Source organism: Ruegeria sp. G12 (genome assembly GCF_056533565.1).
Genome location: NZ_JBQFOO010000004.1, coordinates 135,295 through 150,817, shown reverse-complemented (window position 1 = coordinate 150,817; position 15,523 = coordinate 135,295). Strand labels below are relative to the sequence as shown.

The window sequence follows — 15,523 nt, the reverse complement described above, 5'->3', positions numbered from 1 at the left end:
GATCAAAGGCCGATGGCGCGCGTCAGACCGATTTCGGCTTGTCCGACAGCGGCTACAATCGTGTCTACCTGCTGGTTCTGGATGATGGCAAGTTCCGGATCGCTCGCTCGTATCAATGTGATGGCCTTGCGGATCTCACGCTGGGCCTGGCGGATTTGCTGTCGCGCCTGCTGGACCGCCTCGCGACGGATCGCTGCGCGCTCTTCCGCCGTGGTGGCCAGCGCCAACCGCCGGTTGGCGTCTTCACCGGCTTCGCGAATACCGGCACTGGCCCCGCGAATGATATCCCCGATGGATTCCAGCCCCGGCGGCAAGCCGTCCACGATCTGATCGAGGTCGGAAGCATAATCATCCATCGCATCCGCCAAGCAGGCCAGGTACTCGCTGACATTGTCGCCGCTGCTGGCGCAGGACGAAACCTCACCATCAAAGTCCTGCGACACGTTTTCAACCGTTCCAAGCGCCGTTTCGGCTTCGGTTACGGTGGTGACCGCAGTACCGCCACCGCCGCTTCCGGTAATCGTGGTGTCAACCGTGGGTGTGATGGTGATCTGCGGGAGTGGGGGGACCGGTATGATAGTGGTTCCGCCGCCAATGACCGCAGCGCCGGGCAAGGCCGCAACGGTGAAGGTCTGACTGGCCGAACTGGTCAGGTTGGAGGTATCGACCGTAAAGGTCGTGGCCCCTGCCGAGGTGCTGGCAAAGGTCAGCGTTTGGAAAATCGGCGATGTGTTCAGCGAATCTGACACCGGGCCAAACATGTAAGAGGACGGGCCACCGTAGACGTTCCCTGTTGCGGTGGCGGTCGACGTCGAACCTGCAGGAACCGCCAGGCTGTCCGGTATTGCAAACACCACGGGCGAGGTCGTGTAGTTCGCCGGGTTCGTGCTGCCTGTGCCGGGCGCCCAGGTCGTTGTGAAATCCCAGCCCTGCGCTGATGCCAGCCCATAGAAGGTCGCCGTGTCCTGAAGCTGAGCTGTCGTCAGGCCCTGCCCTCCGGCGCTGGTGGTCAGGCCTGATGTGGACGTGTTCCAGAACGAGCCATTGACCGAGCCGGTGTTTTGGCCGACCAACCCACCAAGCGTTGGAGTATTGCCACCGGAGAAACCGACAGACCCCGTCGAATAGGTCCGGGTTATCGTGCCGCCGTTGTTGTTTCCGACCAGACCACCCAAATTGGCGGGTTCCGTGGTTGAGGACACCATATTGCTGCCAAAGACACTCGCCGTGGAATAGGAATCCCGGATCAGACCCGAATTCCCGCCAACCAGCCCGCCCATGGTGAACCTGATGGCGTCCGCCCCTGTTACGGAACCAGAGCTATTGGATCGGATGATATTTCCCGTGTTCCGTCCGACCAGACCCCCGATGAACGCAGTACTGGATTCGATCGGCACCACCGACACATCTGCGGTCGAATAGCTGTCGATCACGGTTCCGTCGTTGATCCCGACAAGTCCCCCAGCGGGCGCATAACCGCCGCTGAACAGATCCCCCGAGACCATGACGCCCGACACCGTGCCCGAATTGATGGCGGCCAGGATGCCGCCCTCGCCCACTGAGACATCGGCGTTTGTGATGGAAAGATTCTGAACTGTCCCGCTCAGGTTGTCGAAGAGACCCCCGGGATTGAAGTTATCGTTGATGAAAAGCCCGTCGATGGCAAATCTGTTTCCGTCGAGCGTTCCCGAGAAATCCATCGGACTAAAGCCGCGGAACCAACTGTTTGTTGCCGAGGCATCGATGTTGTTCACAAGCTCGTAGTTCAGGTTGGACAGGGCCATACCGCCGATCCCCTGCAGACCGTAGACATCGGTCAACTGGTATGGGTTGCCGCTTGTCCCATTACCGCCGGTCACGCGCAGGAAATTCGCCTGTGGGTCGATATCAAAATCTGCCGCCGCAAAACTGGGCAGACTGGATGATATTTGCCGCCAGAAGCCTGCGACCAGTGAGAAGACCCCAACATTGATGTCACCTCCCGCGCCGGTGGTGATCAGACCCACGCCATCGACGGCCCCGAGCGCCGTCAGAACCAGACCTCCGTTGGGGCCGTTGATCGCACCGTTCAGGGTGATGGCGTTGTCGGCGTTCAGGATAAAATCATTCGTCGAGGTCCAGTCGATATCTGCATTGATCGTGATGTTACCGGCATCTGCCCCAGAGCCCGAGGTGTCCAACGTTACGTTCGCCGTTGAAAGCTGGGCTTCAAGCCCAGCTTCGGTAAATGTGCCCGGGACCGTTATGTTCAAAGGGTCAAACAGCAAATCGCCGGTTTTGCCGTTGGGTGCGCGCAGGTCGGCGAAGCCGCGATAGACCAGATCGGTTTTGCCGGAAACCTCGACAAATCCACCGTCGCCCGACTGCGCGCCGCCGCGGGCCGAGATAGTGCCTGAGAACGTCGTCAGGTCATCCGACCATACGATGATCCGCCCGCCATCGCCGTCGTCGCCGCCATTCGCGGTTAGCGTTGTGTTCGCGTCCGCGCTTGTGGTTTGCGCCGTCTGCAGGTTTCCACTGCCCTGATAGTCGCCGCCAACCCGGATCGTGCCGCCGTCACCGGCCCCCGCCCCGTCTGCGTTCAGCTTGGCCCCGGCCAGAGCGATTGCCTCACCCGTAATCGTGATGGATCCGCCGTCCTGCGCCCGAACCTTGGGCCGGGGCGAAGTGGCGACCAGTGTCTTGCGGGCGGAGGTGTCGATGCTTCCGCTGACCCGCACGCCACCACCGGCGCCGCCCAGTACGACTGCGCCGGATACACCGCCGACGGACCGGGCCTCGATCACGCCTGACATGTTGATCACCTGCCGCGCCGCATTGCGCGCGCTTGCGGCTTTCAGATGGACGACGCCTCCGTCCGCTTCGATGCGCCCGGAATTGGTGACAAGCGCCTCCATCGAGGCATCGTCACTGTTGGACGGCACCGCGACCTGCAGAAACCCGTCACCCGCGACGTCCAGCGTCACCTGCTCTCCGGCACCAAGTCCGACCTTGCCCAGCGGCACCCGGATCAGGCCCGAGTTGGACACTCTGCCGCCGATCAGCGCCGCGTATCCGCCCGGCACGACCGAGATGGTTCCCGCATTCTCGACCGCAGCAGACTGGCCATTGCCGTTGAAGCGATATCGTCCGTTCAGGAAATCATCGTCCGAGATATCCAGCGTCGAGGCCACAAAGCCCGCTGTGTTCACGTGCCCATTCGGACCGATGAAGATGCCGTTCGGGTTCACCAGAAAAACCTGGCCATTTGCGTTCAACTGGCCGTGGATCTGGCTGGTGGTATCGCCGGTCACCCGGTTCAGGATCACGCTTTGCTGACCCGGCTGGTGGATGTTGACGGTTGACCCGGAGCCAATCGAAAACCCGTTCCAGTTCACAATCGCGGACCCGGAGCCCTGCGTGATGTCCAGTTGGGTACCGCTGGGCTGCGTGATCGTCACGTTTCCAGCGGCCACAGTGCCACCGTTCGGCAAGGACTGTGCCAACGCCGTGGTGCCCATCAAAAACGCCGAGGCCGACAGCAGCGCGCCTCGGATAAATGTTTTTGGGCCTTTAGAACCTGCGACTTGCAACGATGCTGAAACGGTTTCCGTCTTCGCCAAGGTCATCGCGTTCCCCTCTCCCATATTCCACTCGCAACGATCCGGACCGATAGGCCGAATCCTCAATCGTGAACAAATCTGCGCCGATGCCATAGGCATAGGCTGTTGTTGTACTTTGCTCAAAAACCGTGGGCTGTTCCAATCCCAACTCGCCATATGCGCCAAAGACATAGGGCTTGAAAATCAGCGGAAAGCCCGCGATCGAAACCTGCTGCGACCGGCCCACTTCGGCGCGCATGACCCACCCGTCGTCACCGCGCAACTCGCCTGCGTCAAAGGCCGAAAGCTCGTTGGAACTGGCGATGCTGAACTGTTCGGACGTGACCAGCGGATCGCCGAAACTGGTCTGAATTCGGCCATTCACGCTCAGCGACCAGTTCGCATTCAGCGGGCGCTGGTATTGCGCCGACAGCACAAGCTTGGTGAACTCGGCGCTGGCCCCCTGCCGCGACAGGGGGGTATCGCCCGGCCCGACCGATGCGCTGGCCCCAAAGGCGTCCAGCCCGCGCGACAGGATGGCGCTGCCACTCAGGAAGGACCCGTTTTCGTAGTTTCGCGTGGCATCCAACGTTGCACGCAATACGCTGAGATCGTCATCATAGATCGGCAGGCGGACCGAGCCCACCAGCAGGTCTTGCGTGTCGCTGACCCGGTCAAGGATCAGTTGCGACGACAAATTGAATTTGCGCGAACGGATCCATGGGTAATAGAGCCGGATCGACAGCCTTTCAAACTCACTTTCGGTCGGCACAAAGTCCGAATCCGGGCGGGCCTTGCTGGACGTGACCTCGACATTGAAGGTCAGGCCATCATAGCCGATCGGAAACACCGTGCCGGCCGCCAGAATCCGATATTCAGCGTCGTCCGAGAAATACCGCGTGGGCGACCCGCCTGCGTTGAAATAAAACGTCTCGCCCATCTCAAGCGCGCCGTTGATCTCAAGCCCAAGGCTCAGGTTCAGAGGGCCGAGGTCGTCCGACAGCGTGTTGTCGAACCCATATGAGCCAGTGATCTCTTTGAACTGACCGTCCAGCGTCAGCACCGTGCCGCCAGCCGCATCACCTGCGGACAGGGTTGATGCCAGACGCAGCCCAAATGTATCGCCTGCCACCAACAGTGCGCGCTCGATCTGCTGCAGCTTGATGCCGCGCTTGCCGATCAGGGGTTTGGTGATCTCAACGACCCGGTCACGGGCTTGTTCGGGCACCTTTTCGGCATCGATCCGTTCTATGAACCCGTCAACGACGACGATACGCAAGGTTCCGCCATCGCGCAGGGTTTGCTGTGGCAGTACCACGCGGCTCAGAACAAATCCGGCGTTGGTATAGGCGCTTTCCAGCCGGTTGGTCGCGGCGAAGATTTCCGACACCGGCACCCGCTTGCCTGACAGTCGTTCGATAAAGGCGGCATTTGCGGCCTCCATCTGCGGCAGCGCGCCTTCAATCTCGACCCGGCCAACGGTTACGAACAGCTGATCCGCCCCTTCCGGGATCGGCGCGCCGGGGTCGCGGGCCACGGTGACGGGCCCCGTACTGCGTTGACTTTGCGGCTGAAATGTCGACGGCGCAAGGTTGGACGCGCTTTGCGCCAGCGCGGTATCCACCATGCCGAAGCTGCTACCGGCGACAAGCGCTGCTATCAATTTGAAACGTCGGGCATGCATCATAGATCAAGGGGGTTTGTCATCATTAACCGACCATGGTGGAAGAGTGGAACAGCGCTTAGCAAAGCGCAGCCCGTATAGCAAAGCAAGATTGTATCGAACATTACCCGGTGCCTGTTGGATTTGTCCCACATCGTATTGAGCGTTTCTGAGCGCGCGTCTGTGTCAGACATCACAAATGCCGATCACATTTGCAGCCGCTACAGAAGACCTTGTTCAAGCCATTCCTCGATCTTGTTGCGGCTGACCTCGAAATGCATCGAATCCTCACGCCCCCAGGCTGCGCCCCAGACCCAACCCTCCTGCCGGAAGAAATCGGCGAGGATTGTCAGACCCAGCTGCGTTTTCCCATCGCCCAGCGTGTCCAGAACGCCGTCGATGTTCAGATCAACGGCCAGACCGTAGGCATGGGCCGAGGCCGAGGATGTTGCGCCACGAATACGGCGCACACATAACGACCCGGCCGTGTTGATGCGCGCATAAAGGTCAGGATCGGTGCGGCGGATGTTCTCGAACACGGCGCGCAGCGAATCAACCGCAGGTTTCAGCATCCGCACCCGGACCGGACCGACCTCTTCCAGAACCAGCTTTTCCTCAAGCCGGGGATTCGTCATCGACTGGCAGTCATCCGTCAGATCCTCGCGCGGCAGGCCGAATGTCTCTTTCAGGAATGAGGACCCCGCCAGTTCGAGGTCCCTGTTCACCTTATCCCGGTTGGCGATCAGAACGACCTGCGCATAGGCGTCGATGATGTCATTGGGCGAGGTGCTGTCATATCCGAAACTGTCCGCATCTTCATTGCCCTGCTGGAAAACAGGCCCGCCGCTTTGCGAACGCGAGATTTCCAGTGACAGTTGTTCCAACTGGTTGCGCATGTCTTCAACTTGCTGGCTGAGCATCTCAATCTCGATCCGCGCGCCCGAGTCGATTGCGGGCCCTTCGAAATTGTCCTCCATCGGAACGATTAGCGGAAACACATACCAGATGATCGGGGCAAGTATGATCGCCACCCCTAATATTATCGCCGGAACGATGCGCATTTGCCTGTTTTTCCTGTTTCCTGCCGCCTTCGGGCGTAAACCTAAAAGGCGCAGGGCGGGATGTCACGCAATTGCCCCAAAATTGTCGTTCACAAGTGTGACTTTCTTCATTGTCGCCCGTCAGACGCAACGGTACTCTTCGTGTCAAACAGGAAGGACTTAGGTTATGTTCGCACTTTCAACTTTGAAATTCATCGGGGCCTCGGCTTTTGCGGTTGTGTGTACAACCCAACTTGCGCTGGCTCAGGAAAATGAACTGACGGCTGACGAGATCACCGACGCGTTCAACAAGCAAAAAACGCGCGGTCTGGTTATCGTGCCCTCGAACAGCGGCACCGCGGCGACGGACGACACGGCTGAAACCACCGTTGCCGCCGCGCCCACCGAATATCAGCCGGTGGATACGGAAGATCAGGTCAACATTCAGATCAGCTTTGATTTTGCTTCGGCTTCGCTGCGGGCCGATCAGAAACCAAAGCTTAGCTCGCTGTGCCAGGCGATGAAAAACGTGGACGTGAACGTTTTCCAGATCATCGGCCACACCGACAGTGCCGGCTCTGCCGAATACAACCAGAACCTGTCGCTGCTGCGCGCGAAAGAGGTCAAACGGTTCCTCGTCAGCGATTGCGGCATTGCCGAAACACGGCTGGAAGTGCTGGGTGTTGGCGAAGCAGAACCTCTGAACAAGGACAATCCGCGCGCGGACGAAAACCGCCGCGTTGAATTCCAGGCTCTCGGCTGATTTAGTATCCGCTAACCACAAAAAACTTCCGAGGGCAGCATGACCGAATCCCGCGCAGGCGACCTGTTTCAGCCGGGCGATCTGGTAAACAATACATATCGGATCGAAGCCATCCTTGGGCGGGGCGGCACATCTGACGTCTACCGGGCCCGCTCCGAAATATCGGGGCGGCTGGCCGCGTTGAAGGTTCTGAAGGCCGAGTTTTCCAGCAATGACGACTACCTCGTCCTGCTGACCCGCGAGGAAGAGATCCGCGACATCCGCCATGACGCGGTTGTGCGCTATTCCGAGAACAATCGCACCGCAGACGGCCATGTCTATCTGGTGATGGACTATGTCGACGGGCCAGGGCTGGATCAGAAGCTCAGCGAAGGGCCGATGTCGGCGGCGGACATTCTGACCGTCTGCAAACGGGTGTGTGAGGGGCTTGAGGCCGCCCATGCCCGCAACATCGTTCACCGTGATCTGAGCCCTGACAACATCATCCTGCGCGACGGTGATCCGGCGCAGGCGGTGATCATTGATTTCGGCATCGCCAAAGACACCAATCCAGGCGCGGAAACCATTGTCGGTGGCGAGTTCGCCGGCAAATACGCCTATGCCGCGCCCGAGCAATTGTCGGGCAAGACCGACCAGCGCACCGATATCTATTCTTTGGGCGCGCTGTTGCTGGCCAATTTCCGGGGCCAAAGGGCGGATGCCGGGCGCAACCTGCTGGAGGTCGTCGAGAACAAGAAAGCGCCGCTGGATACGGCTTCTGTACCTGAGCCGTTGAAAGCGATCCTCGACAAGATGACCGCGCCCAATCCCGATGATCGATATCAGACCGCCAGCGATGTTCTGCGAGCGCTTGCCGCCGCGCGGTCGGGAGCGGTTGAGCAACCGCTAACGAGTATTGACGAAGACGCGACCGTGATTGTGCCCAAAAGCCAATCAGCAGCCCCCGAGCCGGTGATGGCGAAACCGGAACCTTCGCGGGGTTCAGATGCAGCGCAAAAACCGACCCAACCCGACGCGCCCAAGACGTCGCGCGGTGCACTTGTGCCGATCCTTGGCGTTCTTGCCGTCGCGGGCCTCGGGGCCGGTGGTTATTTTGGCGGGGTGTTCGACAGTTTCCTAGGGCCGAACTATCCGGTGGCCGCCCCCTACACGCTGGTGGCCGACAAACGCGACGGGCTGCCCCCGCGCGCCGTGGGCTTCGTTCCCTCCGAATCCGCCCGCGACACCATGACCAGCGAGATCACCGCCGAGGGCGGTGAGGTCGATCTGACGCTGGCCTCCGGCGACATCTCAGAAACATGGGGCAGCGCGGTCACCGATGTGATCGGCTCCGTCATGGAGATGGATGAATGGCGGCTCGTGGTGAACGGGAATGACGCCAAGCTGACAGGCCTTACGACAAACGAGGCCCTGCACGCCGAGTTGGAGCAACTCTATTCCGCCGGTCTGCCCGTCGGACTGCAGGGTACGGTTGAACTGGACCTTGAACCCCTGTTCCTGTCCACCGCCGAGATACGGCCCGTCCTGTCCGGGCTGGCCGATTGCGGTGCGTTGAAACTGGTCGATGCCCCGGCGACCGGGTATGGGCCTGAAAGCCCGATCCGGGTGAGCGGCACGTTGGCCTCGCAGGACAGCATGATCGGGCTCAGAACCGCCCTGACGGCTTTGGCCGGATCGCGGCCTTTGGATTTGGAGCAGGTTGCGCTATTGAACCCGTCGCTGTGCCTCATCGAGAACTTCCTGCCAAGCGCCCCTGCCAGCGATATCTCGATCGCGTTCTATAATGGTGAACAAGGCAACGCACCGAATCCTGCAGGCGATTTTGTCGTTGGGCAGAACCCGGTCATTGATGTCGATCTTCCCGGCGATGTGCAGGACGGGTTCCTGTCGGTGTCGGTACTGGACGTGTCCGGCAACGTGTTCCACCTTCTGCCCAACGTGACGCGCACTGAAAACGACATCGCCGCCCTGCGAGACGGGGAAGCTGGCCCCGTGTCAGTGCGGGTGGCCTATTCGATCCCGGAAAGTCAGGAGAACGGGGGTATCGCTTTTGAGGTCGACGACACTGCTCTGGGCAAAAGCAAGGTCATCGTTCTGCACACCGACAACCAGTTGTTCGACACCCTGCGTCCCACAACGGAATCCGCTGCTGGATATGCCGAGGCCCTGCGCGAGCAGGACCGAAATGTCGACACGCAGATCCTGTCGCTCGACAGCCGTATTCTGACCACCCTGGAACAATAGGAACGGGCTGCGCTGACCCATGCCCTGCTTTTGCAAATCCAACGCGGCGACGCTGCCAAATCTGACGCCAACCGCCAATCTGTCGGTTCAGGCGGTGCCGCCGCAGATGATGAAGCTGCTGTCTCTGCTGGGCCTTCAGGGCAACGCCAGCGGCCACGCACGGGCGGACCTAAAACTGAACGCGATGCTGCCCGCGATGACGCCGGATATGTACCTGCAGGCGACGATGGCGGCGAAGGCGCCCAATATCGCGCTGCCGCCGATCCTGCCCGGCGATGGCGGTGGTGCGATTTCGATGATGATGAAACTGGCGGTTGCCGGTTTCCCTCTGGCCGACCCACGCGCCCTGTTGGCCGAAGTGCAGCAGGCGGTTCTGAGCCTGGCTGCTAATGTTCTGCCGCAGGCACAGGCGATGCCTTCAATCCCGGGGCCGCAGCTGCAGAACATGACGCTGGCCGCAAACATGACCCTTGCGCTGCGCGCGCAGGGCATTTGTCCGATGGCTCTGGCCGGGCTGGATTACTCGTTTGAGGCGTCGATGGAGGCGGGCGAGGCCGGAGGGTCACGTGGCACCTGCTCCGCCGCGCTGAATTTCGCGGCTTCGTTGCCTCGCATCACCCTGCCGCCGTTTGCCCTGCCGCTGCCGAAACTCAATCTCGCGCGGCAACTGGCCCTGCTGGCTCCGGCGGGGACCGCGCCGGCGGCCATGGGGCTGCCGCCGATCTCCGATCCGAACATGATGAAGGCGCTAATGGGTCAACTGGCTGCCCTGTCGACCGTTCCGGTGCCCAACCTGCCCGTCTCGCTCGACGATCTGCAGGCCATGGCGGATCAACTTAAGGACCTTGCCACGATACAAGAGGCCTTCGGCCCCGATGCCCTGACCCCCGCCGGGGTCGCGCGGGTAAACGCAATGCTCAGCTATATCGCCCGCCTGAACGTGCCCATGCCGCTCGAGGCGCAGGCGCTGCAGATGCAACTGGACGCGCTGCCCAAGATCGACGACATCACGCAAGGCGCGCAGGCGGCGCAGAGCGGCGCGGTCAATCTGGCCGCGTCGATGAGCGTTCAGCCACCCGCCGTGCCCATCCTGCCAACGCTGCAGGCGCTGGCGAAACTGGCGAAATCTTTGCCCGGCCTGCCGCTGGGGCCGTGCGACGCGTGCAACACGGATATCGGCTCGGTCAGGGACAGTCTGGCCGGGATGCAGTTGCCGCCTGCCCCACCGCTGCCCGCTTTGCCTTCTTTCCCCTAAGCTACAGGATATCCACCACAACCACGGTGATATTGTCCGCCCCGCCGCCGTCGAGGGCGATCTGGATCAACTGGTCCGCCACCGTCTCAATCGGCATTTGGGACAGGGCCTTTTCCAGCATCGGGAACGTGGCATATTTGCTCAGCCCGTCCGAGCAGATTAGGAAGCGGTCGCCCGGCTGAACTTCGCCCCGGATCTTGTCCAGTTCCAGTTCCTCGCCCACGCCCACCGCGCGGGTGATGGCGTTGGATTGCGGGTGCTGTTCGGCCTCATCCCAGCTCATCTGCCCGGCCAGCACCAGATCGGCGACAACGGAATGATCGGTGGTCAGCATCTGAATCTTGCCGTCGCGCAACAGGTAAATCCGACTGTCCCCGGCCCAAAGCCCGACAAAATGACCGTTGGCCAGCATCATACAGGCGACCGTGGTGCCGATGGTTCCGCCGCCACGCGCCTCGGCCTCTTGCCGGATCACTGCATGGGCCTTGCGGATCACATCGCGCAATGTGCCAAGCCGGTCTGAGGGCGGCAGGCCCGGAGGGATAGCGGCCACCATATCGGCAACAAGGCGGCTGGCGTAATCGCCCGCTTCGTGCCCGCCCATGCCATCCGCCACCAGCCACAGGCTTTCTTCGGGCAGTGCCAGCACCGCGTCTTCGTTGATTTTGCGCTTAAGGCCGACATGGCTGCGGGCACTGTACCGAACGCGGTGACTTGAATTCATATTGGCATTGCCTCGGTCCAGAGAGCGGCGTGTAGGTTGAACAAGCCTTGCATGTTTGCCCCATCCGGTAAACCTTCGCAGACCATCATCCGAGGCACGCCGCCGATTTCGGTGCTCCAGATACTCGGGGTGCGATAACGTTGCGCCATCAGCCCCGCGGCCAGATCGGGCAACAGGCTGTCTGACACTTCGCCACGGGTCAGGACCATCGTCTGGCCACTGGCCCTTACCGGCGCGGTTGGTTGCTGCACGGGGACGGTCAGTTCCGCGAGCGCGCTTTCAAGCCTGTTGCGGGTCATGTCGTCCTCGAGCGCCGCCAGAGCCAAATCTTCGAGCTGATGATAGGTTTCGGACGCCCGGAAATGCGCCAGTATGGCCGAGCCTTCGTTCGAAACCGGCGCAACCAGCGTCAGCGGAAAGCGCCGACCGACGCGATCGACCGAGGGCATCAGAACGCCCAGCATCTTTTGCGGCCCGGCCAGCCCCGGCGACAGGCAGAACCGCCAGATCGGGGCGGACATGTAATGTGCATCCCAGGCCTGCCCCAAAACCTCGGACGCGGCCAGCATGCTGCGCTGAATCCACTCGTCCCAGGGCTGTACAAAGGCCGGAGCGACGCCCAAGCGGAAAAAATCCCCAACCGAAGGCATCTTGCCGAATGCGCCAAACCCGGCCTGCTGCATCAGAACGACTTCGGGCAGCTGAATTTCTGCAGCGCCGGCAGGGCAAATGGGTTGATGACCGAACCTGACTGCAACTGGAAGATCGCGATGCGGCCCCCGACGTTGAAAATCACCTTCTTGCGGTCCGAGACATTGGTGCGCCGCACCTCTGCCGCATCCAATAGGCGGAACCAGGCCCACGGCCCGTCCTTGGACAGCACGCTTTCAATGTTGCGCTTTTCCGGCTCGAAACTGACCCGCGCTAGACCGACCTGCCCCGGCCATGTCACGGCCATGGGCGAGGGCAACCCGCCGCGATGGCGGAAATCCAACGTCTGGCCGTCGATCTCCAGCTTCACGCCTTTGGCTTTGGGATCCAGCGCCTCGGGCATGATCTGAAACTGAATCTGGGGCTGCGGGCCTGCAGCAAAGAACGCCTCTTTGATCTCGGCGGCGTTCTGGAACTGTGTCAGAACCGCCTGACTGATACCCAGATCGGCCTCGTTCACGCCGGATTTCCACGACCAGGGCCGGGTGCGCATATCCACATGTTTGGCGAGGTTTTCGTTGAAAAACGTGTCGATCAGACCCTGAGGGCCGAATAGTTTGCCGAAATCGCCCATCGCCACATCCGCGCCAGACCGGCGATTGAACGGATACCGGTCCGAGACGACCTGCTCGCAGAAGGGCAGCACACTGGCCTGCCAACGCGCATTGATCGACGACCGCGTGCTGTCCGAGGTGATCCCCGACGAGCCGTCGATGATCTGCACGGCCCAGCGTTCCATCGGGCCGGGAATGCGGGCGGCCTCCTGCTGGAATTGCTGCAGCGCCTGCCCGGTTTCACCCCCCGACACGCCGCTGAACGACATCTTGTTCAGCTCTTGATAAACACCGGTCAGGGATCCCATCAGAAGATCAAGCTGCGAGGGCTGGCCCTCCTGACTGTCCACCAGCTCGTGCAGCCATGCGAACCGATCCTCGACATACTGACCCGGCTGCTGAACCGGTTCGCTGACCCCTGCCCCGCTGGACTTGGCCAAAGCCTCCAGCAATATCTGCGTCTGGACCGAGGTCGCCGATTGAAGCTCAAGGCTGGCCGCATCCGACAGCCCCTCGTTCAGCGCGTCGGTGTTTGGCAAAGCGGAACGCTTTTCGGTCAGCTTGGTCTCATCCGAAATCGACGTCAGCACGTTCACGATGGGCGAGGTCGGCCCCGAGAGCACGTTGGTCACTTCGACCGCATGGCTGAGGCTTTCCATCGGCACAATGTCGATATCACCCAGCATCGCGTCATAGCGCGCGATGTAGTCGTTGTAATAGAGGTCCAGAACATCGCGGCTGAGCGCGGCCAGCGCCTGTTCGGTCTGCTCGGCCTCGCCGCGCGGACCCAGCACCCAGCTTTCCTTTTGCACCCGCTTCGCGACGCCCAAAGCCTCGCCGAGGAACACATCGTTGAAGCCCTTATAGGTGAATATCCCCTCAATCCCGGCATTCAGGGGTTTGCCCGAGGACCGGACCAGAACCCGGCCCACAGCAGGACCTCCGACATCGGTGATGCGCCATTCCTGCAATGCTGTTGCCGACGGGCTGGAGACGATACCGTTATAAACCCGCTGCGCCAGCGGCAATTCCGACAGGATGCCCTGAATCTGTTCCACCATCGGCCCGTTCAGCGCAACCTCCTGCATCGGTTGGCTCAGCAGCGCATCCAGATGGTCGTTCAGGTCAGCGCGGAATTCTTCACGCGTGGGTCCGGGGAACGAGACCGTCCAGTCGATATTCATCCATTCCTTGACCAGATTCTGGTTCATCGGCCCCTGCAGGCCCAGCATCAGATAGACCTTGAGCGCCTCGTAGAGGACATCGGGGTTGTTGATGTTGGCGCTCATCTGCTCTTCCAGACGCAGCAAAAGGCGCGGCAGGAAACGCTGGTTCAGCGCGGCGCGATAGGTTTGCGCGGCCTGCGTGCCGATCACTTCGCCCTGATAGAGGCCATAGGTCACGCGCGTTTCCGGCTCGGGGTCCGACAGAGTCGGGTTGGCGGGCAGATCGCGCAGCGTGTTCAGCGCCTGCACCACCGGCACCAGATCGGTATCGCCGACCGGGCTGGGGGGCAGAGTTGCGGCGGCGGCCTGATAGGCGGAAACGCCCTCCTGTGCCTCGGCGATCAACTCGGAATTGCCCATGAAGCTGCGCACCAGCAGCGCGCCGACCGTTACAGCCGCCACAACCGTTGCAGCGACCGAGACCCATTTGGTGATCTTGTAGCGGCGTTCGACCTTGTCGTCGGCGCTGACCAGACCGGCCTCGCGGAAGATCACCTGATCGAACAGGCGTGTCAGGAAATAGGATCGGCCCGAGCCCTGCCCTGACCCGATCGCCTGACGCCCGATCCCGAAGGTTCGCGCCATGCCCAGCATCAGCCGGTCAATCGGTGTGCCCTCTTGCGTGCCCGAGGTGAAATACACCCCGCGCAGCATGTGGCGGTGCTGATAGCGGCTGTCCTGAAACACCTCGGTCAGGAACTCATGCGCCACCTTGCGGACCGAGGCCACCTGCATCGGGAACCCGGCAATCAGCGCGCGGCGCTGCGGGTCAGTTTCCGTCTGCATCCGTTCAAGAGATTGCGCGTTGAGGCGGCCCAGCAGCAGCGCGAATTCCTCGTCGAACGCGGCCACGGGCGATTGTTCGGCGCGGGACTTGTCCAGCGGCAGGGTAAAGCCCCAGACCTGTTCGCGATCTTCCTTGCCCAGATTGTCGTAGAACTCGGCAAAGCCTGCGATCAGATCGGCCTTGGTGAACAGGATGTAAACCGGGAAACGCACGCCCAGCTTCTCGCGCAACTCTTCCAGACGGCGGCGCACGGCCTTGGCGTGTTCTTTCTGCGTGATCTCGTCCTGCAGGGACAGATCGGACAGCGAAATCGCGATCATCGCGCCGTTGATCGGCTGGCGCTTGCGGTACTTCTTGAGCAGGCTCAGGAAACCGATCCAGGCGGCATTATCGACCTGCGCGTCACTTTCCTGCGTCGTGTAGCGACCGGCGGTGTCGATCAGAACCGCGTTTTCGGTGAACCACCAGTCGCAGTTGCGCGTCCCGCCGACGCCGCCAATGGCGGTCTTGCCCATCTCATCGGCCAGCGGAAAGTTCAGGCCGGAATTCACAATGGCCGTGGTCTTGCCCGCCCCCGGCGGGCCGATCATCACGTACCACGGCAACTCGTTCAGATGACGCCGCCCGTTCTTGGACTTGCGCAGCGCCGCCATCGCGGTCTTCAGCTTGCCGCGCAGCTCCGAGATTTCGCTGTCGATCATGTCACCGCCATCGCTGACGGCTTCGGTAATTTCTTCGGTCAGCTTCTTTTCGCGGCGGCGGCGGACGAAGAAGATGGTCAGCGCGATGCTGAGGAAGATAAAGTAGATGACCCCACACCAGATCAAACGCGTGCCAACCCCATCCAGCGGACGCCACTCATCCGAGCCGATCAGGGGCCCAAAGAAATACAGGCACAAGGACAGCGCGGTCGCCGTGAAGAAAAGCACCGTGTAGATCGACAAAAAGATGAATCTTAGAACTCTGAAGAACACG

The 15,523-nt window shown here is 61.3% G+C and carries 9 protein-coding genes; 3 read left to right on the top strand and 6 right to left on the bottom strand.

Annotated elements, in window-relative coordinates; all coding sequences use genetic code 11:
• Window positions 1-2 precede the first annotated feature (2 nt).
• The 3 genes from ACR0JN_RS11260 to ACR0JN_RS11250 form a co-directional block, all read right to left on the bottom strand.
• A complete protein-coding gene (locus ACR0JN_RS11260) occupies window positions 3-3,608 on the bottom strand; it encodes a two-partner secretion domain-containing protein (RefSeq protein ID WP_480885665.1) in 3,606 nt (1,201 codons plus the stop codon).
• On the bottom strand, window positions 3,553-5,244 hold the full coding sequence (locus ACR0JN_RS11255; RefSeq protein ID WP_480885663.1) for a ShlB/FhaC/HecB family hemolysin secretion/activation protein: 1,692 nt from the start codon (window positions 5,242-5,244) through the stop codon (window positions 3,553-3,555). Before ACR0JN_RS11255 ends, ACR0JN_RS11260 begins: the two co-directional genes overlap by 56 nt.
• A 221-nt stretch (window positions 5,245-5,465) precedes the next feature.
• On the bottom strand, window positions 5,466-6,275 hold the full coding sequence (locus tag ACR0JN_RS11250) for a M15 family metallopeptidase (RefSeq protein WP_480885661.1): 810 nt from the start codon (window positions 6,273-6,275) through the stop codon (window positions 5,466-5,468).
• A gap of 196 nt (window positions 6,276-6,471) precedes the next feature.
• On the opposite strand from ACR0JN_RS11250, the gene ACR0JN_RS11245 reads away from it, so the two are divergent.
• Genes ACR0JN_RS11245 through ACR0JN_RS11235 form a run of 3 tightly spaced genes read left to right on the top strand, consistent with a single transcriptional unit; the run spans window position 6,472 to window position 10,546 of the window.
• Entirely contained in the window at window positions 6,472-7,047 is a 576-nt protein-coding gene (locus tag ACR0JN_RS11245) for an OmpA family protein (RefSeq protein ID WP_480885659.1), read from the top strand.
• Window positions 7,048-7,086: 39 nt separating this feature from the next.
• The gene (locus ACR0JN_RS11240; protein WP_480885657.1) at window positions 7,087-9,291 is read left to right on the top strand and encodes a serine/threonine protein kinase; all 2,205 of its coding nucleotides are present in this window, start codon (window positions 7,087-7,089) and stop codon (window positions 9,289-9,291) included.
• Window positions 9,292-9,310: 19 nt separating this feature from the next.
• The gene (locus tag ACR0JN_RS11235; RefSeq protein ID WP_480885655.1) at window positions 9,311-10,546 is read left to right on the top strand and encodes a hypothetical protein; all 1,236 of its coding nucleotides are present in this window, start codon (window positions 9,311-9,313) and stop codon (window positions 10,544-10,546) included.
• A 1-nt stretch (window position 10,547) separates the two neighbouring features.
• On the opposite strand, the gene ACR0JN_RS11230 is transcribed toward ACR0JN_RS11235, so the two are convergent.
• The 3 genes from ACR0JN_RS11230 to tssM are packed head-to-tail and all read right to left on the bottom strand — an operon-like array spanning window position 10,548 to window position 15,522.
• Window positions 10,548-11,270 carry a PP2C family protein-serine/threonine phosphatase gene (locus ACR0JN_RS11230; RefSeq protein WP_480816056.1) on the bottom strand — a complete coding sequence of 241 codons (723 nt, stop codon included), beginning with the start codon at window positions 11,268-11,270 and terminating at the stop codon, window positions 10,548-10,550.
• On the bottom strand, window positions 11,267-11,953 hold the full coding sequence (tagF, locus tag ACR0JN_RS11225; RefSeq protein ID WP_480885653.1) for a type VI secretion system-associated protein TagF: 687 nt from the start codon (window positions 11,951-11,953) through the stop codon (window positions 11,267-11,269). Before tagF ends, ACR0JN_RS11230 begins: the two co-directional genes overlap by 4 nt.
• Window positions 11,953-15,522: a type VI secretion system membrane subunit TssM gene (tssM, locus tag ACR0JN_RS11220; RefSeq protein WP_480885651.1), complete on the bottom strand. Its 3,570-nt coding sequence runs from the start codon at window positions 15,520-15,522 to the stop codon at window positions 11,953-11,955. Before tssM ends, tagF begins: the two co-directional genes overlap by 1 nt.
• Window position 15,523 lies beyond the last annotated feature (1 nt).